The following is a 24334-nucleotide window of genomic DNA, read 5'->3' on the forward strand; positions in this document are numbered from 1 at the left end:
CTGTTAACGACGCCCGCGCCCAGTTTGACCGGCCCCGCCATCCTTGCGCATGGACAGGCCGATGCGTTTGCGTTTGACGTCCACTTCCACGACCGAGACTCTGACGATCTGACCGGTCTTTACGACCTCATGCGGATCTTTGACGAAGCGGTCGGCCAGTTGACTGATATGCACCAGCCCGTCCTGATGCACGCCGATATCCACAAATGCGCCGAAAGCCGCGACATTGGTGACGGTGCCCTCAAGCCGCATACCAGGTTTCAGGTCGGTGATCTCATTGACCCCTTCCGCGAAAGAGGCGGTCTTGAAACTGGGTCGCGGATCGCGGCCGGGCTTTTCAAGCTCGGTAAAGATGTCCATCACGGTGGGCAGGCCAAAGGCATCGTCGACAAAACGCCGGGCTTGCAGCCCTTTCAGGGCGTCTTTCTGCCCCATGATTTGACGAATGTCGCGCCCGCAGGCGGCCACGATGCGGCGCGCCACGCTATAGGCCTCGGGGTGGACCGAAGAGGCGTCCAACGGCTCTGATCCGTCTCTAATCCGAAGGAATCCGGCGCATTGCTCGAAAGCGCGTGGGCCAAGGCGCGCGACGTTCAGCAGGTCTTCGCGGCGGTCAAACGCGCCGTTCACGTCCCGATGTGCCACGATCGCGTCGGCCAAACCCGGACCCAAACCCGATACGCGCGACAGCAAGGGGGCCGAGGCGGTGTTCAGATCGACACCGACCGCGTTCACCACATCCTCGATCACAGTATCCAGCGATTGCGACAGACGGTGCTGGTCGACATCGTGCTGGTATTGCCCGACGCCGATGGACTTGGGTTCGATCTTGACCAGTTCCGCCAGCGGGTCTTGCAAACGGCGCGCGATTGAAACCGCGCCGCGCAGGGACACGTCCAAATCGGGAAACTCGCGCGCGGCCAGTTCCGAGGCGGAATAGACAGACGCGCCCGCCTCTGAGACGATCACCTTGGTCGGGGCTTTCACCGCGCTTGGCAGCAGTTTCAGCGTATCGGCGACAAAGCTTTCAGTCTCGCGGCTGGCGGTGCCGTTGCCGATTGCGATCAGGTCAATGTCATGGGTCGAGATCAGCTTGAGAATGGCGGCTTGCGCGCCGCGCAGATCGTTTTTGGGCTGGAACGGATACAAGGTGTCGGTGGCGACCAGCTTGCCGGTGGGATCGACCACCGCCGCTTTGACACCAGTACGAATACCGGGGTCCAGTCCCAGCGTTGCCTTGGCCCCGGCGGGGGCGGAAAACAGCAGATCTTTCAGGTTGCGGGCGAAGACCTGAATCGCCTCGTCCTGCGCGCTGCTTCTGAGATCGGCCATCAACTCGACCAACATCGACAGAGACAGTTTGACCCGCCATGTCCAGCCCGCCACCTTGCGAAGCCAAAGATCGCCGGGTGAATTGGTCCGCGTGCCTAGATGGGCGGCGACCATAGCCTCGGCCCTTGCGGCGCCGGTTTCGGGGTCGGGGGCAATATCGAGCGTCACGATCCCCTCTTTCGAGGCGCGCAGCATCGCCAGCGCCCGGTGCGAGGGTGTATCGGCCCAGCGTTCGCTGTGGTCGAAATAATCGCTGAACTTGGCCCCTTCGGTCTGCTTGCCGTCGATTACTTTTGCGGTCAGCAGGGCCTCGCGTTGCATGAAGCTGCGCAACTCACCCAGCAGGACGGCGTTTTCGGTCAAATGTTCGGTGATGATGTCGCGGGCACCGTTCAGGGCATCTTTGGTGGTGGGTACTGCGTCCGAGACATAGCCCCCGGCCAGCGCTTCGGGATCGGCAGAGCGGTCGGCCAATATCGCCTCTGCCAGCGGCTCCAGCCCGTTTTCGCGCGCGATCATCGCCTTGGTGCGCCGCTTTGGCTTGTAGGGCAGATAGATGTCTTCCAACTGCGCTTTGGTCTCGGCCCCGGCGATGGACTTGGCCAGGTCGTCGGTCAGTTTGCCCTGATCGCGGATTGAATTCAGGATCGTGTCACGGCGGGCATCGAGTTCGCGCAGATAGTCCAGTCGCTCAGACAGGGTGCGTAGCTGGCTGTCATCCAGCCCGCCGGTCGCCTCTTTCCGGTAGCGGGCGACAAATGGCACTGTGGCCCCCTCGTCCAGCAGTTTGACCGCAGCGCCTACCTGATCGGGGCGGGCGTTGATCTCGGCGGCGATGGTGCGTGCGATGCGGTCCAAGGGGGTCTCCTTCAACTGGGTCGGAGGGTCTTCTTAGCCACAGGCACCGGCAAGGGAAAGAGGTCGAATTCTAACGGACCAGAGCCAGCAGATCGTCGTGCAGCGTTTTTGAGATTTCTGCATAGCCCCGCGCCCTGTTGCGCGCACGCGCGGCATAGCGCCGTTGCGAGGGCAGGCGCGCGCCCTGACCCGTGATATCGGCAAACAGCCGCTCGGCGCGGGCATCGTTTTCGTCCACGCGGCCGCCGCTGAACTGGGCGGGGTCGAAGGCCAGGATGATCTCGCCATGATAAGGTGCGCTGCTGGTGCCGTCGGCATAGGCCAAGCTTTCCAGACTGGTCAGATCGTCGATCAAGGGCCCAGCCAAAAGCTCGATCATGATCGACAAAGCTGACCCCTTATAGCCGCCGAAGGTCAGCATCGCGCCTTCCATCGCAGCGTGCGGGTCGGTTGTTGGGTTGCCCTCCTTGTCGAGCGCTACGCCGTCGGGCAGGGGTTTGCCTGCGCGGCGGTAAAGCTCGATCTCTCCCCGCGCAAAGGCGCTGGTGGCAAAGTCGAAGGTGAATGGATCCTGACCCTGACGCGGCCAGCTAAAGGCCAGCGGGTTGGTGCCAAGTGACCCGCGTGTACCTCCGGCTGGGGCGACCCAGGAATGGCTGGGCACCATCGCCATCGCGGCCAGCCCAGCCGAGGACAATTGTTCAACCTCGGGCCAGAGGGCTGAGAAATGGAAACACCGGTTGATCGCCATTGCGGCGATGCCGTGCGTGCGCGTTTTCTCGATCAGGTGGGGAAGGGCCTCATGAAAGGCCAGCAAGGAGATCCCGCCGCGTGCATCGACACGGACAATGGCATTGTCTGAGGGGGTGATGACTGGCGCGACATGGCCGTCGACCTTGCCCGCGTCCATCGTTTCTGCGCACATGAGCAGGCGAAACAGTCCGTGCGAGTGGCAATCGTCGATCTGGCAGGTGGTCAGCAAATCCGCGATGGCGGTGGCATGGTCCGGGCCATAGCCCGCGTTTTTTAGGATGGTCAGGCTTAGCCCGTGGATCTCATCCAAAGTCAGTTTGACCGTTTCGCTCATGCCCCGCCTTCCTTTTCCATGTTGCCATGGACAGGAATAGCGCGGCGGGGCAGGCGAAGGAACAGCTTTCCGGCGTTAGCCTTCCGATTCTGATTGCAGATAGGCAATGACGTTGGTGATGTCCTCATCCTTCTTCAAGCCGGCGAACTGCATCTTGTTGCCGGGCAGAGTGCCCTTGGGGTCAGCCAGAAAAGTGGTCAGGGTCTCGACATCCCAAACAATGCCCGAGCTTTTCAGCGCGTCCGAGTATTTGAACCCATCCGCTTGGGCAGCCGACGCGCCAACGATGCCGTACAGCGAGGGGCCTACACCGTTCTTGCCCTCTTTAATCTGATGGCACGCCTTGCACTTGCGATAAACTTTTTTGCCCGCCTTGATATCCCCTTCAACTGCGGCAACAGCGGCGACCTCTACCGGAGCAGCGGTCCCAGCGTCGGCTTTTTGCTCGTCCATCTTGAAGAATAGGCGTGCGGTGATGGGCACGGTCCGGGTGATGCCGGGAAGGCTGGCCAGCTCCATCAGCTTGTCGACCCCGGCATTTACGCCCGCGTCTTCCGTGCTGAGAAACACCATGTCGTTGGTCGAGACCATCACGGATTTCTCAGAAACCCGCAGGACGAACATTTCAGTATCAAACTCAACATCCGTGCCGATCAGCGACAGTGCCGCTTCGACATCAACGACTGCTGTTTGACCGACGGCCAGCGCCTTCACCTCGTCCATATCGATCTGGGCGGTCAAAGTCGCCGTGCCTGCATTGCGAAAGACATGCTCGATCATGCGCTCGTTGCGGATGTCTATATTCGTCTCGACCGAGGACAGGTCGATCTCGATCTCGGCCTTGCCATCGGGGCTGACATGGCCCGACAGGTTGGTGAAGGAATTGACTTCGCCCACGGTGTCTTTCTTGATGGTGCCATAGGCCAGGTGCGAGCCTTCGGGCGACAAGGTCCAATGTTCAGCCAAGGCCGGGGTTGCAATAATTGCCGACGCAATCGTGACTGCTTTCAACATAAGTTTCATTTCATTCCTCCACAGGTTATGACATTCCTGACCTCGCGGGCCCGATCCGTGAATGTCAAACACACACAGGTCACTATTTATTCAATGGGTGGTGAAATTAGTTCCGAACAGGCCGTGCGCGGCGCGATACAGACGCATTCGAAACGCGTCTGGCGCTTTGGGCTTGCCTTGTCCGGAGCCTCTGATGTGGCGGATGACTTGCTGCAATCCACGTGCCTGCGTGCGTTGGAGCGTCACCATCAGGTGACTTCGCATGATCGATTGGACAGTTGGCTGATGACGATCTGCCGCTCGATCTGGTTGAATGAGGTGCGCTCGCGCTCGGTCCGCAAGGCGCAGGCGTTGTCGGTGACGCCCGAGGCGGAATTAATTTCACATGATTCCGATTCCGAAACGAATATTTTCGCGGCTGAGGTGTTTACCCAAGTGATGCAACTGCCAGAAGCGCAGCGCGAAACGGTAATGCTGGTCTTTGTCGAAGGCTACAGTTACCGCGAAGCGGCGGCGATGCTGGACGTTCCCATTGGTACGATTATGAGCCGGTTGTCCAACGCCCGGCAGAAACTTAAAACCGTGATGCAGCAGGATGCTGCAAGCGCCGTTCGACGGAGTGGCAAATGAAGTTTTCCGATGAGACGCTGACAGCGTATCTGGAAGGCAATGTGGATGAGGCCGAGGCAAACGCGATTGAAACCGCGGTTGCGGCCGACCCCGAGCTGGAAGCGCGCCTGATGGCGCTGGATCCGTTTGCACCGGTTGTGCAGGCGGTGTTTGAAAACGTGCCCGCCGAGGCACCGCAGGTCGATCTGCCTGAACCGCAGTCGGCTGTTCCTGTTCACCATTCCGGAAGCCCGTGGCGTTTGGTGGCTGTCGCCGCTTCGGTCGCGGTGCTGGCGGTGTCGGCAACCTTCTGGAGCACCCGGCCCGAGCCGCTGGGCTGGGCCGAACAGGCGGCGATCTACCAGTCGCTATATGTGCCCGATACGATTGCTTCGCTGGACAATTCGGCTCAGGCGCTGGACGCGCAGTTCGAATTGGCCGAGGCCGAGTTGGGACGGTCGCTGAACCGCGACACGCTGGAAGCCCTGCCGGGGATGGAGCTAAAGCGCGCGCAGGTTTTGTCGTTCAACGGAAAGCCGTTGATTCAGGTCGTGTTCGCAGATGAACAGGGGCAGCCCTTCGCCTTCTGCATCATACGTCAGGGCGAAGGCGCCCCCAGCAAGGCCGTGAAGCTTGCCGAGTTGAGCGGTCTGGCAACCGCGACATGGTCCGAAGGAGGCTATGGCTATATGCTGATTGGCAGTAGCCCTCAGACCCCACTGAAGGGACAGTTGGACATTCTGACCACAGGTTTCGCCAGCTAGGTCCGCAGCCACAGAAACACCTTGTGAACCGGTGGAAATACCCGAAATATGTCGGGTATGACCACGAACCCTGCCATGCCTGATCCCGATGAGGATGACGAAACGCTGGGCCCCGGCAGTATCTATGATGTCGACCCGCCCGAGGATGACGATCTGTGGTTTCTGCCCCCCGACGAAGAGCCCGAAGAGGATTTTATCCTGCCCGGCCCAAAGGCCGATCGCAGGCTGTTGTTCGACCCTCGGGATTGGCGGGCGGCGCAGGCAGAACTGTCACTGGAACTGGCGGATCTGGCGGCCACATTCGGCGCCTTGGATGAAAGGCTACGGGCTGGTCCCAAAGGCTGGACGCATCGTCTGGCATTGATGGATGTGTCTGATCTGGGTTGGTGGACTGGTGATCGGATCGGTGTGGATCGCTTGGCGCTGTGGACCGGGTTGCGGATCGGCGCGACCGGTGATGACGTGCAGGCTTTGTTTCGGTCCGGCTGGGCCGTGCGGCGTCTGACATCGGGTGCTGGACCGTCCGAGGGTGGATGGGCCACCGGGGTGACAGCCTTTCTTGACCGGATGGCGCAGGGGATCGACGAAGTGCCCGAGGCCATTGCCGATCTGGCCGAGGTGATGGGAAATGCAGACGGGCTGCACCCGGTCACGCAAGCCGCGATTGCTTTTCATGCGTGGCGTGCGGTTTCACCCGGCGTCGGGCACGACACCGAAGCAGCCATCATCGCAGCACGCCATGCGGCCACGATGGGTCGGGGCGGCGCGCTTTTCATGCCATTGGCCCTGTCTGGCCCTGGCGCTTTGCGCGGCATGGGTGATACCGGGGAAAAGCTGGGCGCGTGGTATCGGGGTCTTGGGCAGGCCGCCTTGGCCGCCTTGTTGCATCTGGACCGTGTCAGCGCCTGGGATAACCGTGCCCGCGCCGCGACCGGCGACCTGAGCGGACGAACCCCACCCAAACTGATCGAAGCGCTGACAGCCTGGCCCATGGTGTCGGCCCCGTTGGCCGAAGAGTTGACGGGTGCCTCGCGTGCGGCGGTTCAGCGCAATATCGACAGGTTTTCGGATCGCGGCTTGATCCGTGAAGTGACCGGGCAGGGGCGTTACCGCGTCTGGACTGCCGCGCTGTGATCCATGATCCAGTCCCGAAAACGCCGAGCCGGAGGGCGCAGAGTTCGGCGGGACGGATAGATCAAGTGATAAGCTTCTTGCCCCGGTACCTCGATCCCGTCGAGGCATGGAACCAAGCCTGACAGAGCTACAATACGGTCTGACGCAGGCGCTCGGGCAAGCGCAATGCCCGCGCCTGCCGCCGAAAGCTCGGCCGCGATAAGTGAGTTGTCTGCAAAGAAATACCGCGCCTGACCCCCGGGCAGGCGTAGCGTTTCGAACAGATGTGGCCAGCTTGCCCGGTGGGTCGAGACCTCGATCAGGGTGAAGTTGAACAAATCCTGCGGCGTGTCGATCTGCGCAGCCAATTCGGGCGGGGCCACGGGATACAGCCTTTCACGCACCAGTTCATCGCTTTCCGTGCCAAAGAGGTTTGGATTGCCAAACACGATCTGAAGATCGGTGAAACGATTGCTGAAATCAGCGTCCAGATTGCCGGTCGACAGCGACAGGTTGATATGGGGATTTTGCGTGTGAAAATCGGGCAGACTCCCGGCCAAAACCCCATGAGCGAACAGAAGAACCGACTGCACGTAAAGCCGCTGTTCGCGTGTTTCGCCGAACAATCCGGTCGTTGCGGTTTCCAGCATCAGCAGTGATTGCTGCACCGATGGCAGATAGGCGCGTCCGGTCTCGGTCAGGGTGACGGAATGCGCATGGCGGTGAAACAGAGGGGAGCCCAATTGCGTCTCGAGAGCCTTGACCTGTTGGCTGACGGCGGCGGCGGACATGTTTAATTGGGCTGCCGCGCGCGCAAAGCTTTCGGTTCGCGCGGCGGCCTCGAACACGCGCAGCCAGTTCAGCGATGGGATACGGCCTGCCATGGCAATTAGACTAAGCTGAACTTAGCCTGACGGGCAAGAACCTGTGCTCTGCCATTAATGACGCATCAACTAGACTGCAATCACATGCAGTAAGGAGGAGCGCGCATGTCTGACCCTGTCTCAATGGCTCAAACCGCCCTGACGCCCGAACAATCCGCTCAGTATTGGGAGGATGGGTATTTGTTTCCCCTGACCGTTTTCACGGGCACGGAAACGGCCGCCCTGCGGGCCGAGTTCGAACAGATTGAGCGGGAATGGCTGGATGCCGATCTGCCTTTGCCGTTGAACACCTATAAGCGGGTCAATTCGCATCTTGTAATGCCTTTGGCCGCCCGCGTTGCCATGGACCCCCGTGTTCTGGATCTGGTCGAGGGCGTTTTGGGCCCCGATATCATGATCTGGTCAGCCGAATTTTTCGTCAAGGAACCGCGGACAGCGCACACGGTCGGTATGCATCAGGACCTGACCTATTGGGGTATGGGCGAGACGCCGGATCAGGTTACGGCCTGGATCGCGCTGTCGCCTGCGACGCCTGAAAGCGGCTGCATGGATTTTGTGCAGGGCAGCCATAAGAACCCGATCCTGCCGCATAACGACACCTATTCTGACACGAACCTTCTGTCACGCGGGCAAGAGATCGCCGTGGAGGTGCTGGAGGAGGACAAAACCCGGATAGAGCTGTCGCCGGGGCAAATGTCGCTGCATCACGGTTTAACGATCCACGGGTCAGGACCGAACAGCTCGGACGACCGGCGCATCGGGTTGGCGATCCGGTATCTGAACCCCAATGCCAAACAATTGGTGGCCGAAAAGGACTATGCCATGCTGGCGCGTGGGCGCGACGGGCAGAGCAATTTTGTTCCCGTTCCCCCGCCCAACAGTTTGTTTTCAGCAGAATCGCTGGCTCTGTACGACCAGGTGCGGCGCGACCAGAGCAAGGCTTTGGCCGAGGGCGCGCAGGCGGATGTGCCGCTGTACGGTTAGCGACCGACCCCGGAATAGCTCTCGAACCCGGCCTTCAGGGCCATGTCGCGGGAATAGATGTTGCGCAGGTCGACCATTCTGGCCGAAGTCATCGAGGCCGCCATATCGCCGAGGTTCAGGGCGCGGAACTCGTTCCACTCGGTCAGCAGCACGACCGCATCCGCATCCTTTGCGGCGGCATAAGGATCGTCGAACCAGTCGACACCGGGCAGCAGGGCCTCGCCTTCGGCGCGGCCTTGCGGATCGACGACGCGGACACGGGCACCGCCCCCGATCAGGGCGGGCACGATGGTCAATGAGGGCGCGTCGCGCATGTCGTCGGTGTTGGGTTTGAAGGTCACGCCCAGCACCGCGATGGTCTTGCCATTGAAACTGTCGTCGCAGGCATCCCGGATCTTGTCGATCATCCGGTTTTTTACACCGTCATTGACCCGAATGACCGTCTCGGTGATTTGCATCGGATAGGCGTGATCCTGTCCGATCCGCGCCAGCGCGTTGGTATCCTTTGGAAAGCATGATCCGCCATAACCGGGGCCAGCATGCAGGAATTTGTTACCGATCCGACCATCCAGACCGATACCGCGAGCCACCTCTTTGACATCGCCGCCCACACGTTCGCACAGGCCCGCGATTTCGTTGATAAAGGTGATCTTGGTCGCCAGAAATGCATTGGCCGCGTATTTGATCATCTCGGCGCTTTCCAGGTCGGTCGTCAGGATCGGAAAATCACGCAGGTAGAGCGGGCGGTAGATATCGGCCATCACCCCGGCGGCCCGGTCGTTTTCGACACCGACAACCACCCGGTCGGGCCGCATGAAATCATCAATGGCGGCCCCTTCGCGCAGGAATTCCGGGTTCGAGGCGACATCGAATTCGGCCTGCGGGTTGGCGGCGGCGACCACCTGTTGAACTTGACGGTTGGTGCCCACGGGAACAGTGGATTTTGTGACAATCACGGTATACCCGGTCAGCGCATTGGCGATCTCTTCGGCGGCGGCCATCACATAGGTCAGGTCTGCATGCCCGTCGCCGCGGCGGGTCGGGGTGCCCACCGCAATGAACACAGCGTCCGCCCCATCTACGGCAGCGGCGAGGTCGGTGGTGAAACTCAACCGTCCCGAGGCGACGTTCTTGGCCATCAGCACGTCCAGACCGGGCTCATAGATCGGAACTTCGCCCGTCTGAAGCATCTCGATCTTGCCTTCGGCCTTGTCTACGCAAATGACGTCATGGCCAAAATCCGAAAAACAGACCCCCGACACGAGCCCCACGTACCCTGTGCCGATCATTGCAATACGCATGTATCAATATCCTTCTTCGGAAACCGCCTTGTGGCGCATTCATTCAGGAAAGTTTCGCCGGTTTCAATGCCCAGCCGTGACCTTGGGTTGCATTCCGGGGTATCTTGCTGTTTCTGAGTCTGCGATCAAGCAGATAGAATGTGTGGAATGGACCGATGACAAAAACAGCATTAATTACCGGCATCACTGGGCAGGATGGCTCTTACTTGGCCGAGTTTTTGCTGGAAAAAGGATATGAGGTGCATGGTATCAAGCGCCGTGCCTCGTCATTTAACACGCAGCGGATCGACCATATCTATCAGGACCCGCACGTGCCGAATCCACGCCTTCATCTGCACTATGGCGATCTGAGCGACACGTCGAACCTGACCCGGATCATCCAGCAGGTGCAACCGGATGAGGTTTATAACCTGGGAGCGCAATCCCACGTGGCGGTCAGCTTTGAGTCGCCGGAATACACTGCCGATGTGGACGCCATCGGAACCCTGCGCCTGTTGGAAGCGATCCGCTTTCTGGGGCTGGAGGAGAAAACCCGGTTCTATCAGGCCTCGACTTCGGAGCTTTACGGTCTGGTTCAGGAAATTCCGCAGCGTGAGACAACGCCGTTCCATCCGCGCTCACCCTATGCGGTGGCCAAGCTTTATTCTTATTGGATTACGGTGAACTACCGCGAAGCCTATGGCATGTATGCCTGCAACGGAATCCTCTTCAATCACGAAAGCCCACGCCGGGGCGAGACGTTTGTCACCCGCAAGATCACGCGGGGGTTGGCCAATATCGCGCAGGGTCTGGAAGAGTGTCTGTATATGGGCAATATCGACAGCCTGCGGGATTGGGGTCACGCCAAGGACTATGTGCGTATGCAGTGGCTGATGTTGCAGCAGGACACGCCAGAGGATTTCGTGATCGCAACCGGGGTGCAGTATTCGGTGCGTCAGTTCATCGAATGGTCAGCGGCCGAACTGGGCGTGACGCTGGCGTTTTCGGGCGACGGCGTGGATGAGATTGCCACTGTGGTCTCGGTCGAAGGCGCGGATGCGCCTGCATTGAAGGCCGGGGACGTTGTGATGCGGATCGACCCGCAATATTTCCGCCCGGCTGAAGTGGAAACTCTGTTGGGCGATCCGTCAAATGCCAAAAACAAACTGGGGTGGGAACCCGAGTTGACCGTTCAGGAAATGTGCGCCGAAATGGTGCGTGAGGATTTGAAGACCGCCAAACGCCATGCCTTGTTGAAAGAGCACGGGTATGACTTGCCGGTCAGTCTGGAAAATGGCTGAGGAGCGGGGCATGCGAAAGATCTATGTTGCCGGACATCGCGGCATGGTCGGTGGCGCGATCCTGCGTCGGTTGCAAGGCCGTAAAAAAGCAGGTGAAGCGCTTGAGCTCATCACCCGCACCCATGCCGAGCTTGATCTGACCGATCAGGCGGCAGTTCGCGACTTCATGCAATCCGAACGCCCCGATGTGGTGGTGCTGGCCGCCGCCAAGGTTGGGGGCATTCATGCCAACAACACCTATCCAGCGGATTTCATTTACGAAAACCTGATGATCGAGTGCAATGTGATCCATCAGGCTTTTGCTGCAGGGGTTCAGACCCTATTGCAACTGGGCAGTTCCTGCATCTACCCGCGCGCGGTTCCGCAACCCATGCGCGAAGATGCCCTGCTGACTGGCGTGTTGGAGCCGACAAATGAACCCTATGCAGTCGCCAAGATCGCGGGGATCAAGCTGTGCGAAAGTTACAACCGGCAGCATGGGGTCGACTACCGCTCGGTCATGCCGACGAACCTTTATGGTCCGGGTGACAATTTCCACCCCGAGAACAGCCATGTGCTGCCCGCCCTAATCCGCCGCTTTCACGAGGCCAAGCGCGACGGGCTGGATGAGGTGGTGATCTGGGGCACTGGCAAGCCCCGGCGCGAATTCCTGCATGTGGACGATATGGCCGAGGCCTCGTTGTTCGTGCTCGACCTGCCGCGCGATATTTACGAGGCCAATACCCAGCCGATGCTGAGCCATATCAATGTGGGCTGTGGTGAAGATATCTCGATCGCGGAACTTGCCGCACTGGTGGCGCGGACCGTGGGGTATGACGGGCGGATTTCACAGGATAGCAGCAAGCCGGACGGGACGATGCGCAAGTTGATGGATGTCTCGCGGCTGGCCGACATGGGATGGCGTGCGCGGGTCGGGCTGGATGACGGTATTCGCGAAACCTATGCGTGGTTTCTGGATCAGTCTCAGACGCAAATCCGCGCGAAGTAATCGCCCGACAGATTGCCGGGCGGCCTTAGGATCAAAACCAGCGACCGATGGCGACAGCGCCGGGGGCGACCATGGCTGCGCCTGAGGTGAACGATTGTACCTTAAAGCTGACCTGCGTCGTGCTTGGGGTGCCCCACGCAGCAAAGCGGTTTGTGTCGCCGCCATCACCTGACAACGCGGGAACAGAACCCGCCGCAAAGGGCATTGGAAACGTCCAGGTGGCTTCGGCGCTGGTGAACCCCCCGCCTGTCGCCGTGGTGCAATCCGTCGGGTTTAGCCGGGCTGTGCAAATTTGGGTGCCATCTGCAAAACGGACATAGTCGCCATTCACGTTTGAACCCCGTTCGATCACTGCGCCAGTTGGAGTGCCTGCGTTTTCTTGCACCGAGCCCAAAAGGTTGCCGGGACCATAACCATAATCTGCCCGCATCAACCGGCCGGTTGTGGTGTCACTGGCGTTTTGCTGGATCGCGGTACCGGATGCAGTGCCGGTTGCGGGGTCCAAAGCCAACGCGTCGCTCCAGTTGCTGCCATCCGGGGATACTTTGATCGTAAACCCAGTGGTTCCGGTCAAACCCATCTCGGCATGACCTGTCCATTCCGACTGGAACAGCAGCGACGCGGTCTCGCCCGCCGCTGCCTTGTTGATCTTCAACTGATGACCCGCGCCATCATGGCTTAGCAACGTAGCATTTGCCCGCACCGCCAGCTTGTTGGTGTCATCATACGATGTTCCAATGCCCACACCTTCTAGATTCTGCGTGCCCGCCGGGGGCGCGATCCAATTCGACCCGTCCCACAACTTGAGGACACTCGCACCCTGATCCCAGGCGCGCCATCCCAAGCTCGGGTCAAAAAACACCCAGCCATTGTCCAGCCATGCAGCCAGCTTCCCGCCTTGTCCCGCCCAATCGCCGGTGGGCGCGGCACCCAAAGCGTGGATGTCACCTTGCGCGGGCGTCGCGGGCGGGGTAACAGCATCGGTTGCGATAAGGCTGAGTTGCACGACCAGATCCAGATGGCGCAGAGCTTCGTTGTGGGTGACATGCTTTTGCGCCTGCGATGGCTGGATAAATGGCAGGTTCAAACGGGGTGAGTTCTGTGACATTGGGCGCGCCCTCCTGTGGTTGTCGGTCCGGCATTCACTGCGCGCCACAATGAGATTAAGCGCATGAATCCCGTGTGACCGGCACGCACGGCGGCGAAACCAGTTGGTAACTTCCAGTTTGCAAGCAGATGTTGGTTAGTCGCGGGCGTAGATGTCTTCGTATCGGATGATGTCGTCCTCACCCAGATACGAGCCTGTCTGCACCTCGATCAGAACCATCGGAACCTTGCCCGGGTTCTCCATCCGATGGACCGCGCCCAGCGGGATGTAGACCGATTGGTTTTCCGAGACCAGACGCACCTCGTCATCAATCGTGACTTTCGCCGTTCCTTCCACAACGATCCAGTGCTCGGACCGATGGTGATGCGATTGCAAGCTTAGCGCGGCGCCGGGATGCACGTGGATGCGTTTGACCTGAAAGCGGTCGCCGATCACCAGGCTTTCGAACCAGCCCCAGGGGCGATGATCCACCGGCAGGGATTCTGCCTGCTTCGCGCCCTTTTCCTTCAGGGCGGCCACAGCTTTCTTCACGTCCTGCGCCCGATCCATACTGGCCACAAGAACGGCGTCTGGCATTGCAATGGCGATCATGTCTTGTACCCCCAACGCGACTACTTCCTGCGCCGAGGATTCCGAGCGGATCAGCACGTTCTGACAGTCGATAGCGGTCGCCTCGCCTGCAGTTGCGACCCCTTGCGCGTCTGGTTCTCCTAACTCGTGAACAGCGGACCAACTGCCGACATCGGACCAGCCTGCGGCATAGGGCACGACGCTCAGGTTCGGGGCTTTTTCCATGACGGCGTAGTCGATCGAGATATCCTCGACCTGCGACCAAGCCTCGGGGTCAAGGCGCAAGAAACCAAGGTCCGTTTTGGCGTTCGAGACTGCGGCGCGCACAGGGTCCATCAATTGGGCCGCATGGCCTTCAAAGGCTGCGATGATATCGCGGACCGCAAACAAGAAGATGCCCGAATTCCACAGATAGCTGCCATCCTCCAACATGGATTGTGCGCGGGCCAGGTCGGGCTTTTCAACAAACCGTTCCAGTGGAACAGCTTGGCCCTCACCGGTCGGTGCATGGCTGAGTTTCAAATAGCCATAGCCGGTTTCGGGGCGGTCGGGCTGAATACCGAATGTGACCAAATCACTGCGAGTGGTGATGGCGTCCACACCGGCTGCAACGGCCGTATGAAATGCCAGTTTGTCCGGAACCACATGATCGGACGGGGCGACCAGCATCACCGCATCGGGGTCGCTGGCGTGCAGATAGAGCGCGGCGGCCAGAACCGCCGGGGCAGTGTTGCGCCCTTCGGGTTCGATCAGAATGGGGCCGGGATCAATGCCGATTTCCGCCAGTTGTTCGGGCACCACAAAGCGAAAAGCATCATTGGTCAGAATCAATGGCTTGGCATAAGGGGCATCCGCAGGGCCACGCATCCGCTCGGCACAATCCTGCAACAGGCTTGTCGCGCCGATCAGCGGCACGAATTGCTTGGGATAGCTCTTGCGCGACAAGGGCCACAGTCGAGTCCCCGCCCCACCGCAAAGAATCACGGGATAAATCGTAGTCATCAATATCTGCCTATTAGCGCGTCGCGCCTATATTGCGCGTCTTGCGATCAAAGGAAAGAGTGGCCGATTACTGGGCCGCCTGATCCGTCGCAACAATGTCATGCAGATATTCGCGCAGATCGTCGCGCAGATCCGGGCGGGCCAGAGCAAAGGCCACGGTGGCTTGCAGGAACCCGGACTTGGAACCGCAGTCGAACCGCTGGCCTTCAAACTTGTAGCCAAAGACGGGAACTCCGTTGCCGATATCTTCTGCAATGGCGTCAGTCAGCTGGATCTCACCGCCGCTGCCTTTCTTCTTTTGGTTGAGGTTGTAGAGAACCGACGGCCCAAGAATATAGCGCCCGATCACAGCCAGATTCGACGGGGCTTCTTCGGGTTTTGGTTTCTCTACCATGCCGCGCGCGCGCACAACCGATCCGATGTTTTCACCGACATCCAGAACACCGTAAGATTTTGTTTTCTCTTGCGGAACTTCCATCGCGGCAACCATATTGCCGCCGGTTTCCTCATAGGCTTCGACCATCTGTTGAAGGCAAGGTTTGTCCCCCGCAATCACATCGTCGGGCAGCATAACGGCAAAGGGCTCATCCCCGATCAGGCGGCGGGCGCACCAGACTGCGTGCCCAAGACCAAGTGCTTTGTGCTGACGAATATAGGCAATCGCGCCGCTTTCCATATTGGTGGCATTCAGCGCTTCCAGCAGGTCATCCTTACCCTTGGCTTTCAATTCCTGTTCGAGGATGTGGTTGTGATCAAAGTAGTCTTCGAGGGCGGATTTCCCGCGTGACGTGACAAAGATGAATTCCGTAATTCCGGCTGCCCGGGCTTCGTCGATCGCGTATTGAACCAGCGGGCGATCCACCAGAGTCATGATCTCTTTTGGGACGGATTTCGTCGCAGGCAAAAAGCGGGTACCAAGTCCCGCTACCGGGAAAATTGCTTTGGTGACCTTGCGTGCCATAGTACCTCTCAAGTTCAATCTATAGTGCCGGAAATTCCGTCAAGTGCCCACGGCGAGTTCATAGGCGGTGCGGCCGGAATGTACAACGTCAACACTCGTATCAAATAACCAATCGCCGACAAGCGTGCCACTCAGACGGCAGGAAGTCAAAACGATCCGATGTCAAAGGTGCGCGCCGGGCGAATGAGTTCCAACGGTTTGGAAACAATCTTACTTATTTGAGTTAAACTAGTGCTGAATTATTAGTTAATCTTGCCTGCAAATTAAGCAGGGTTTGAATACGCCCGAAGTCAGCATTCTGACTTCGGGCCGGGTATCACCCATTGGCCATGATGGCATCCAACGGGTCGTGTTCGGCGACAAAGTGATCAGGACGAACTTCGCTGAGGCTTGGAACATAGTCGGTCTCACCGGCAGACAACCGGCTGGGCAAAAAGCGCAGCGCGGCTTTGGGGTCCATGGGTGAGGGCAGCTCTCCTGGCAGCTTCAGCCGCTGACGGGTGCGTTCCACATCCGGGTCAGGGATCGGAACGGCCGAGATCAGTGACCTGGTGTAAGGATGGATCGGGTCCGAGCAGATCACCTCGCCATCGCCCAGCTCCACGATCCGACCCAGATACAACACCATGATCCGGTTCGACACGGCGCGTACCACCGACAGATCGTGGCTGATGAAGATCATCGACAGACCGAACTCCTGCTGCAACTCGCGCAGCAATTCAACGATTTGCGCCTGAATGGACACGTCCAAGGCCGAGACTGCCTCGTCGCAGACGATCAGCTTGGGTTTGTTGATCATCGCGCGCGCGATGCCGACCCGTTGGTTCTGACCGCCTGACAACTCGTGCGGATAACGGTTGATCATGTTGGCATTCAGGCCCACACGCTCCATCATTTCGCTGACCATCTGCTTGCGCTCGCGGTCCGTCAGATCGGGGCGATAGGTCTTGAGCGGCTCGGCGATTGAGGCCGAGATTGTCATGCGCGGATCGAGGCTGGCCAGTGGGTCTTGAAAGACGATCTGCAAGTCCTTGCGGTACTTGTTCAGCTCGGCGCGTTTCAGACCCACAATGGGATGGCCCAACCAACTGACATTTCCACCGCTGGGTTCGATCAGTTGTAATACGGCGCGCGCCAGCGTGGACTTGCCGCAGCCGGATTCGCCCACAACACCCAGAGTTTCACCCTTGCGGATGTCAAAGCTGACGCCATCGACAGCCTTGAGCGGCACTTTGCGGCCGAACAACCCGCCTTTGACGTTGATCGGGAAATGCACCTTGACGTCATCGACCTTGAGCAGCGGTTCTTCGACCTTCTCCAACGCCTTGGGCGCATCGCCCGCATCAATGCGCGGCATCGCATCGAGGAGGGTGCGGGTATAGTCGTGCTGCGGGTCGCGGAAGATTTCGCGGGTGTCTCCGGCTTCGACAAATTCGCCCATGCGCATGACTTGAATGCGGTCGCACATACGGGCGACTACGCCCATATCATGGGTGATAAGGGCAATGGCGGTGCCTTCGTCTTTTTGCAGGCGCACCATCAGGTCCAGAATGTCGGCCTGAACGGTCACGTCCAGCGCCGTGGTGGGCTCATCCGCGATCAGCAGCTTGGGATTGCACAGCATCGACATGGCGATCATCACGCGTTGGCGCATCCCGCCGGACAGTTCGTGGGGGAACTGGTCCAGTCGCCGCGCGGCCTCAGGGATACGGACGCGGTTCAGCCAGTCCAGGCAACGGGCCCGCGCCTTCGCGCCTTGCAACCCTTCATGCACCTGCAGAACCTCGCGCATTTGCTGGCCTATCCGAAGATGCGGGGTAAGTGCCGTCAACGGGTCCTGAAAGATCATGCCCACGTCAGAGCCACGGATCTTGTTCAGGCGGTTGATCGGCAGGTTCAGGATTTCGGTGCCGTTCAGAGTGGCCGACCCCAGCGCCCGTCCTGCGGGTGGCAGCAACCCCATCGCGGCCATGAAGGTCTGGCTTTTGCCCGACCCGCTTTCGCCCACGATGCCAAGGCATTCGCCGGGGTTGATGTCGAAGCTGATGCCTTTGACGGCCTCGACCACGCCATCGGGGGTGTCGAACTGGACCTTCAGGTCTTTTACGGAAAACAGGCTCATATCAGCGATCCTTCGGGTCCAGAGCGTCACGCAGACCATCCCCGATGAAGAACATCGTGATGATGATGGCGACGTAGAAAGTCAGCGGGAACATCAATTGCCACAGGGTGCCATACCCCATGGTTCCGGCCCCTTCCGCGATCAGACGACCCAGCGAGGTGTAAGGTTCTGAAATCCCCAGCCCAAGGAACGAGATAAAACTCTCGGTCAGGATCATTTCAGGCACCAGAAGCGAGGCATAGACGATCACAACGCCCAGCAAGTTGGGCAGGATATGGCGGTACATGATGGTAAATTCGCTGACACCTGCGGCGCGGGCGGCCTCGATGAACTCGCGGTTCTTCAGGGTCAGGGTCTGACCCCGTACGATCCGCGCCATGGTCAGCCAACCAACCGCGCCAAGTGCGATGAACAGCATGAAGAAGGATCGACCCGCCACGACAAGCAGCAGAATAATCACCAGAGTTGCCGGGATCGCCAGCAAGATGTCGACAAAGCGCATCATGACGCTGTCGGTCCGGCCACCGATATAGCCGGCGGCGATGCCATAGCAGGTGCCAACGATCAGCGCTGTCGCTGCACCGATCAGACCGACCAGCAGCGATGTGGTGGTGGCCTGAATGACGCGGCTGTACAGATCGCGCCCCAAGTCATCGACGCCAAAGAAATGGCCGGTTTCGACTGAGGGCATACCCATGCCCTGCACGTCACCCATAACGTTCCAGTCGATCTCTTCATTGTTCCAGACCGCGAAGTAGGGCCCGATAAGGGTGAACAGAACGATCAGCGCCAGAATGATTACGCTGGCCATTGCGGCCTTGTTGCGCACAAAACGCATCCGTGCGTCTTGCCACAGTGAACGCCCCTGAATGACCGTGTAATCGGTGATATCTTCGGCCAGATGGGCGGCTTTTTGAGATTTTCCAAGCATGTTTCGCCCCTTAGTACCGGATTTTCGGATCGAACCAGGCATAGGCTAGGTCGGTCAAAAGGTTCACGATGACGGTCAGCGCGCCATAGAGGATCGTGACCCCCAAGAGCACCGCATAGTCACGCGAGAGGGCCGAGCCGACATAGGCTTGCCCCAGACCGCCGGTCGAGAAATAGATGTCAACGAAGACCGAACCCGTCAGAACATAGACGAAGACCGGTCCCAGATAGGACACCACCGGCAAAAGCGTCGGTTTCAGCGCATGGCGCCAGATCACGGTTCTGGTCGGCAGTCCTTTGGCCCGCGCGGTGCGGATGAAGTTCGAGTTCAGAACCTCGAGCATAGACGATCGTGTGATCCGCGCGATCGAGCCGATATATGAGGTCGCGAGCGCGATAACGGGCATGATCAGATATGGCCATTGCCCTCCGTTCCAGCCACCGCCCGGCAGCCAACCCAGCCAAAGGGTGAAGGTCAGGATCAGGATCGGGCCCATGATGAAGTTCGGCAGCGCCTGAGCTGCAATGCCCAGACCGACAGCGAAATAGTCGATCCAGCTATTGTGCTTGATGGCCGCCGCAATCCCCAGCCCCACACCAATCGTGGTGGCAAACAGGAACGACAGGGACCCATAGGTCAGTGAGATCGGGAAACCTTGGGCGATGATATCATTCACATCGCGATCCTTGAACTTGAAGGATGGCCCGAAATCGAAATGCACCACGATGTTATACAGATAGTCCCAAAGCTGCTTCCACAGCGGCTGGTCCAGCCCATAGCGTGCCTCGATATTGGCCAGAACCGCGGGCGGCAGAGGCCGTTCCGAGGTAAAGGGCCCACCGGGCGCGAAGTGCATCAGAAAGAAACTGGCGACGATCAGCAAAAGGATCGTCGGAACGGCGACCAATAGCCGCCGGATAATATAGGCAAGCATTTCATGCCCCCAATTATTGGCTGTGCCCCAAAGCGGTCCTTGGGGCACAGCGGGATCTAAAGGTGATTACTCGGCTGTTTTGTAGAGGTTTTTGGAGTACCAGTTCTGCTCTACGTTATTGACCGGCCAGTTCCCCACATCGCTGTCCATCATATAGACGCCAGCATAGTGATAGATCGGGATGACGGGGGTCTCTTGCGCGATGATACGCTCGACCTCGGTATAAAGCGGCGCGGCATCGTCTGCGGTTTTGGCAGAGGCCAGCAGTTCATCAACTTTGGCGTTGTTGTACTTGCCGTCGTTATAGCCCGAATCGGACTGCAACAGGTCCAAGAAGGTCGAGGCTTCGTTATAGTCGCCACACCATGCGCCACGGGCCAGATCGAAGTTCTGGTTGCCGCGCTCTTCCAGGAACACTTTCCATTCCATGTTGGCCAGCTCGGCGTTCACGCCCAGTTTCTGTTTCCACATCTGGCTCAGCGCCACGGCAACTTTCTTGTGCGCTTCTGACGTGTTGTAGACCATCTCGAAGCTCAGCGGATTGTCTGCGCCATAACCAGCCTCGGCCAGCAGTTCTTTGGCCAGTTCGTCCCGTTCGGCTTGCGACATCGACGCCATTTCGACGTCCGGAACGGTGAAGCCTGCGGTTGCTTCGGGTGCGAAAGTATATGCCTGTGGCTGACCGCCTGCCATGATGTTCTCGGTGATGATCTTACGATCGACAGCAAGCGACAGAGCCTGACGGACATTCGGGTCTTTGAACGCTTCCGGACCACCTTCGGACAGGTTGAACGTGTAATAATAGTTGCACAGACGCGGGAAGCTGATCGCCTCTTCCGGGTGCTCTTTTTGCAGGCGCGGGAACTGGCCTGCGGGCACTTCGGTGCGGTCCAGTTCACCGGCCAGATAGCGGGTCAGGGCCACGTTTTCGTCGTTAATGACCAAGGCCACGACTTTTTCGATAATCGTGTTGTCGTTGTCCCAGTACATCTCGTTGCGCTCGCGAACCGAGCGTTCCTGCGGCAGATGCTCGGTCAGAACATAAGCACCGTTCGACACGATGTTGCCGGGCTTGGTCCAGGCGTCGCCGAACTCCTCAATCACTTTCTGCGGGGCAGGGAAGGTGGTCGCATGCGTGGTCATCTGCGGGAAATAGGACAGCGGCGCGCTAAGCTTTACTTCCAGCGTGTGGTCGTCGATGGCTTTGACGGCCAGATCGTCAACCGGCTTTTCGCCTGCGATAATTTCAGACGCGTTCTCGATCGACATCAGCTCCATGTACCACGCATAGGGTGAGGACAGCGCGGGATCGACGGCACGTTTCCAGGCGTAAACGAAATCGCCAGCTGTAACCGGATCTCCATTGGACCACTTGGCATTGTCGCGCAGGGTGAAGGTATAGACGTCCTTGGCATCATTGGTGGTGAAGCTGGTGGCAACACCCGGCACCAAATTACCGTCTTCGTCCTGGTTCATCAGACCTTCGAACAGATCGCGGACGATCTCGGCGCCCGAAACATCCTCAACTACCTGCGGATCGACCGAGCTGTGCTCGTCCAGAATGCGATAGGTGAACGTCTGGTCATCGGCCAGCGCTTCGCCCGTGGTTGGGTGGGTTCCGGCGGCAAAAGCCGCGCCGGTGATCATAGTCGAGGTCAGCAGGCCTGCTAGAGATGTCCGAATATACTTGTTCATATTGTTAACTCCCGTTTTTTGAAGGCAAGGCGCACGCAGCCGATCAGGGTGGCCCGTTGCCACCTTGATTGCCCGACCAGAAAGCGGCCCGGAACAGGTTCAGATTTTGCTTTGTCAGATCGCAATGAACACCGCGTCACTGGGTTTCGGTTTGCAGTCAGGAATGTTGTTGCGAAAGTCGCCTTTCACTGGGGCAGACGTTGGCATTATTTCAAAAAAGGTTAAAGCCTTTGCCTGCAAATTAGGCAACCTTAGGTGGATTGTGAATGAAACCGAGAGGTCGCAGGCAATAAAATGGCGAAACTTGACGTGTTCTTGACACTTTCGTGAAGCATGTGGCTTGGACTTGACCTGAAGTCTTTGTGTTTCCCTCACGTCACCTGATCCAAAAATGCGAATCGCTCCTGAATCCATCTGTCCGTCTTGTGATCCGGCAATCAGGCGCTTGGGCCTTGGCACCGCGCACGACAGAGCATAACAGGGCCCATCCCGGTCGCAGCCTACCCGGGTATCAAAACAAGGGTTCAAAATATGAAAACGATCGTAATCTGCTCGGGCGGGCTGGATTCGGTATCTTTGGCGCATATGGTTGCGCAGAATCACGAATTGGCGGGCCTGATCTCTTTCGACTATGGCCAGCGTCACCGCAAAGAGCTGGACTATGCTGCGCTTTGCGCGCTGCGCCTTGGTGTGCCCCATGACATCATCGACCTGCGTTCGGTTGGAGCGGTTCTGACCGGCTCGGCCCTGACCGATGATGTGGATGTGCCCGATGGGCACTATGCCGAAGACAGCATGAAAGTGACCGTGGTGCCCAACCGCAACGCCATCATGCTGACAGTTGCATTCGGTGCCGCCGCCGCCCGTGGGGCAGATGCGGTGGCCACCGCCGTGCATGGTGGGGATCACTTCATCTATCCCGATTGCCGCCCTGCCTTCACCGAAGCCTTTGAGGCAATGCAGAAGCTGGCGCTGGACGGCTATGCCGACGTCTCGCTGTTCACGCCGTTCGTGCATCGCAGCAAAGCCGATATCGTGACCGAGGGCGCGCGTGTGAACACCCCCTTTGCCCAGACATGGTCCTGCTACAAAGGCGGAGACAACCATTGCGGGCGCTGCGGTACCTGTGTCGAGCGGCGAGAGGCCTTCCATCTGGCCGGTATCCCTGACCCTACAACCTATGACGACCCTGATTTCTGGGTGGCAGCCACGGCACAGAAGGAAAGCGCCTGATGTATCGGATCACCAAGGAATTCCACTTTTCTGCCTCGCACCAACTGACCCATCTGCCCGACGATCACCAATGCGCGCGGATGCACGGGCATAATTATGTGGTCGAGGTCGAACTGGCCGCCAAGGACCTGAACGCTGACGGGTTTGTCCGCGATTTTGGCGAGCTGAAGCCGCTCAAGACCTATATCGATGAGACGTTTGATCATCGCCATCTGAACGATGTGCTGAACATCCTGACCACGGCCGAGAATATGGCGCGTCATTTCTATGACTGGTGTGCTGCCCGTTGGCCGGAAACCGCTGCCGTGCGGGTCAGCGAAACTCCTAAAACATGGGCCGAGTATCGCCCATGACCCGCCTGCGCATTGCCGAGATTTTCGGCCCCACGATTCAGGGCGAAGGCGCGCTGATCGGGGAACCTACTGTATTCGTGCGCACCGGCGGATGTGATTACCGGTGCAGCTGGTGCGACAGCCTGCACGCGGTTGATACTGCCTATCGTCATGACTGGGCGGCGATGACCACGGATGCGGTTTGGAGCCGAGTGCGCGACCTGTCAGGCGGGCGGCCTTTGACCGTGTCGCTGTCGGGTGGCAATCCTGCCATTCAGGATTTTGCCCCTCTGATCGCCAAGGGAAAGGTCGAAGGCTATCGGTTCGCCTGCGAGACGCAAGGTTCTATCGCAAAGCCGTGGTTCAGCGATCTGGATACGCTGGTCCTAAGCCCTAAACCGCCCTCGAGCGGGGAGTCGGTGGATTGGGTCGCGTTCGACGCCTGCCTGTCGGCTGCTGGAAACGGCCCCAAAACGGTGATGAAAATCGTGATCTTTGATGAGCGTGACTACGCTTGGGCCCGTGCCGCGGCGGATCGCTATCCGGCGCTGCCACTGTATCTACAGCCGGGTAATGAGACGGTCGACCCCACGCAGCCCGTCGATCCGCAAACCCTGTCGGATCGGCTGCTATGGCTGGTCGAGAAAGTCACCGCAGATGGCTGGTTCACCCCTCGGGTGTTGCCGCAACTGCATGTCCTTTTGTGGGGCAACAAACGCGGGGTCTAAAACCCCATCAGGAGAAGACAATGGAAACTATTTACAGCGACCTGACCCAATTGGGCGGCAAAACCGAACTGCCCACCTCTCCCGAAGCGGCTGAGCTGGAGCGGGTGCAAAACCCGCAGGCCGATATCGACTATTGCGTGCGGTTCACCGCGCCCGAGTTCACCTCGCTGTGCCCGATGACGGGGCAGCCGGATTTTGCACATCTGGTGATCGACTATGTGCCCGGCGAATGGTTGGTGGAATCGAAGTCGCTCAAGCTGTTTCTGGGCTCGTTCCGCAATCACGGCGCGTTTCACGAAGATTGCACCGTGTCCATCGCGCGCCGTCTGGTCGATTTTCTTGACCCGCGCTGGCTGCGGATCGGCGGGTACTGGTATCCGAGGGGCGGTATTCCGATTGATGTTTTCTGGCAGACGGGGGCCATACCCGAGCATGTCTGGATTCCCGATCAGGGCGTGCCGCCCTATCGTGGGCGCGGCTGACACCGCTCGCTTGGGTCGGGCG

Annotated in this window: 22 protein-coding genes; 10 read left to right on the forward strand and 12 right to left on the reverse strand. The window is 59.1% G+C overall.

Going from position 1 to position 24334, the window contains the following annotated elements; translation table 11 throughout:
- Positions 1 to 3 precede the first annotated feature (3 nt).
- From GOV79_RS11790 to GOV79_RS11800, 3 genes are all read right to left on the reverse strand, one after another.
- Complete coding sequence (locus GOV79_RS11790; RefSeq protein WP_170789921.1) at positions 4 to 2190, reverse strand: Tex family protein; 2187 nt, start codon at positions 2188 to 2190, stop codon at positions 4 to 6.
- Between the two features lie 70 nt (positions 2191 to 2260).
- Positions 2261 to 3277 (reverse strand): Ldh family oxidoreductase, encoded by a 1017-nt coding sequence (locus GOV79_RS11795; protein ID WP_170789922.1) that lies wholly within the window; start codon positions 3275 to 3277, stop codon positions 2261 to 2263.
- 75 nt (positions 3278 to 3352) lie between these two features.
- Positions 3353 to 4300, reverse strand: coding sequence for a c-type cytochrome (locus GOV79_RS11800; RefSeq protein WP_237218012.1), 948 nt, complete (start codon positions 4298 to 4300; stop codon positions 3353 to 3355).
- An 84-nt stretch (positions 4301 to 4384) separates the two neighbouring features.
- Between GOV79_RS11800 and GOV79_RS11805 the strand changes: the two genes are divergently transcribed.
- The 3 genes from GOV79_RS11805 to GOV79_RS11815 are packed head-to-tail and all read left to right on the forward strand — an operon-like array spanning position 4385 to position 6798.
- Complete coding sequence (locus GOV79_RS11805) at positions 4385 to 4921, forward strand: RNA polymerase sigma factor (protein WP_170789923.1); 537 nt, start codon at positions 4385 to 4387, stop codon at positions 4919 to 4921.
- On the forward strand, positions 4918 to 5664 hold the full coding sequence (locus GOV79_RS11810; protein WP_170789924.1) for an anti-sigma factor: 747 nt from the start codon (positions 4918 to 4920) through the stop codon (positions 5662 to 5664). Before GOV79_RS11805 ends, GOV79_RS11810 begins: the two co-directional genes overlap by 4 nt.
- Positions 5665 to 5712: 48 nt before the next feature.
- A complete protein-coding gene (locus GOV79_RS11815) occupies positions 5713 to 6798 on the forward strand; it encodes a helix-turn-helix domain-containing protein (RefSeq protein ID WP_170789925.1) in 1086 nt (361 codons plus the stop codon).
- Here the strand turns inward: GOV79_RS11815 and GOV79_RS11820 are convergent.
- Positions 6771 to 7661 (reverse strand): LysR substrate-binding domain-containing protein, encoded by an 891-nt coding sequence (locus GOV79_RS11820; protein ID WP_170789926.1) that lies wholly within the window; start codon positions 7659 to 7661, stop codon positions 6771 to 6773. The two genes, GOV79_RS11815 and GOV79_RS11820, sit on opposite strands and share 28 nt — an antisense overlap.
- Positions 7662 to 7766: 105 nt before the next feature.
- Here GOV79_RS11820 and GOV79_RS11825 point away from each other — a divergent pair, with 105 nt between their 5' ends.
- On the forward strand, positions 7767 to 8645 hold the full coding sequence (locus GOV79_RS11825) for a phytanoyl-CoA dioxygenase family protein (RefSeq protein WP_170789927.1): 879 nt from the start codon (positions 7767 to 7769) through the stop codon (positions 8643 to 8645).
- Here the strand turns inward: GOV79_RS11825 and GOV79_RS11830 are convergent.
- The gene (locus tag GOV79_RS11830; protein WP_170789928.1) at positions 8642 to 9946 is read right to left on the reverse strand and encodes a UDP-glucose dehydrogenase family protein; all 1305 of its coding nucleotides are present in this window, start codon (positions 9944 to 9946) and stop codon (positions 8642 to 8644) included. The two genes, GOV79_RS11825 and GOV79_RS11830, sit on opposite strands and share 4 nt — an antisense overlap.
- Positions 9947 to 10101: 155 nt before the next feature.
- On the opposite strand from GOV79_RS11830, the gene gmd reads away from it, so the two are divergent.
- Together gmd and fcl are read left to right on the forward strand one after the other, a co-directional pair.
- Positions 10102 to 11226, forward strand: a complete 1125-nt coding sequence (gene gmd / locus GOV79_RS11835; RefSeq protein ID WP_170773314.1) for a GDP-mannose 4,6-dehydratase — start codon at positions 10102 to 10104, stop codon at positions 11224 to 11226.
- Between the two features lie 10 nt (positions 11227 to 11236).
- Entirely contained in the window at positions 11237 to 12214 is a 978-nt protein-coding gene (gene fcl / locus GOV79_RS11840; RefSeq protein ID WP_170773315.1) for a GDP-L-fucose synthase, read from the forward strand.
- A gap of 31 nt (positions 12215 to 12245) precedes the next feature.
- On the opposite strand, the gene GOV79_RS11845 is transcribed toward fcl, so the two are convergent.
- From GOV79_RS11845 to GOV79_RS11875, 7 genes are all read right to left on the reverse strand, one after another.
- The gene (locus tag GOV79_RS11845) at positions 12246 to 13322 is read right to left on the reverse strand and encodes a DUF2793 domain-containing protein (RefSeq protein WP_170789929.1); all 1077 of its coding nucleotides are present in this window, start codon (positions 13320 to 13322) and stop codon (positions 12246 to 12248) included.
- Positions 13323 to 13457: 135 nt separating this feature from the next.
- Positions 13458 to 14894 carry a mannose-1-phosphate guanylyltransferase/mannose-6-phosphate isomerase gene (locus GOV79_RS11850; RefSeq protein WP_170789930.1) on the reverse strand — a complete coding sequence of 479 codons (1437 nt, stop codon included), beginning with the start codon at positions 14892 to 14894 and terminating at the stop codon, positions 13458 to 13460.
- Between the two features lie 67 nt (positions 14895 to 14961).
- Positions 14962 to 15855: a UTP--glucose-1-phosphate uridylyltransferase GalU gene (gene galU / locus GOV79_RS11855; protein ID WP_170773319.1), complete on the reverse strand. Its 894-nt coding sequence runs from the start codon at positions 15853 to 15855 to the stop codon at positions 14962 to 14964.
- A gap of 316 nt (positions 15856 to 16171) precedes the next feature.
- Entirely contained in the window at positions 16172 to 17977 is a 1806-nt protein-coding gene (locus GOV79_RS11860; protein WP_170789931.1) for an ABC transporter ATP-binding protein, read from the reverse strand.
- 1 nt (position 17978) lies between these two features.
- Positions 17979 to 18908, reverse strand: a complete 930-nt coding sequence (locus GOV79_RS11865) for an ABC transporter permease subunit (RefSeq protein WP_170773324.1) — start codon at positions 18906 to 18908, stop codon at positions 17979 to 17981.
- 10 nt (positions 18909 to 18918) lie between these two features.
- Positions 18919 to 19842, reverse strand: a complete 924-nt coding sequence (gene oppB, locus GOV79_RS11870; protein WP_170773326.1) for an oligopeptide ABC transporter permease OppB — start codon at positions 19840 to 19842, stop codon at positions 18919 to 18921.
- Positions 19843 to 19908: 66 nt separating this feature from the next.
- A complete protein-coding gene (locus GOV79_RS11875) occupies positions 19909 to 21537 on the reverse strand; it encodes a peptide ABC transporter substrate-binding protein (protein WP_170773328.1) in 1629 nt (542 codons plus the stop codon).
- A gap of 531 nt (positions 21538 to 22068) precedes the next feature.
- Between GOV79_RS11875 and queC the strand changes: the two genes are divergently transcribed.
- The 4 genes from queC to queF are packed head-to-tail and all read left to right on the forward strand — an operon-like array spanning position 22069 to position 24312.
- On the forward strand, positions 22069 to 22770 hold the full coding sequence (gene queC / locus GOV79_RS11880; RefSeq protein WP_170789932.1) for a 7-cyano-7-deazaguanine synthase QueC: 702 nt from the start codon (positions 22069 to 22071) through the stop codon (positions 22768 to 22770).
- Positions 22770 to 23123, forward strand: a complete 354-nt coding sequence (gene queD, locus GOV79_RS11885) for a 6-carboxytetrahydropterin synthase QueD (RefSeq protein WP_170789933.1) — start codon at positions 22770 to 22772, stop codon at positions 23121 to 23123. The genes queC and queD overlap by 1 nt, the downstream gene beginning before the upstream one ends.
- Complete coding sequence (gene queE / locus GOV79_RS11890; RefSeq protein WP_170789934.1) at positions 23120 to 23830, forward strand: 7-carboxy-7-deazaguanine synthase QueE; 711 nt, start codon at positions 23120 to 23122, stop codon at positions 23828 to 23830. Before queD ends, queE begins: the two co-directional genes overlap by 4 nt.
- A 20-nt stretch (positions 23831 to 23850) precedes the next feature.
- Positions 23851 to 24312 (forward strand): preQ(1) synthase, encoded by a 462-nt coding sequence (queF, locus tag GOV79_RS11895; RefSeq protein ID WP_170789935.1) that lies wholly within the window; start codon positions 23851 to 23853, stop codon positions 24310 to 24312.
- The last annotated feature ends 22 nt before the right edge of the window (positions 24313 to 24334 follow it).

This window comes from Ruegeria lacuscaerulensis, from assembly GCF_013034745.1.
Taxonomy (GTDB): domain Bacteria; phylum Pseudomonadota; class Alphaproteobacteria; order Rhodobacterales; family Rhodobacteraceae; genus Ruegeria; species Ruegeria lacuscaerulensis_B.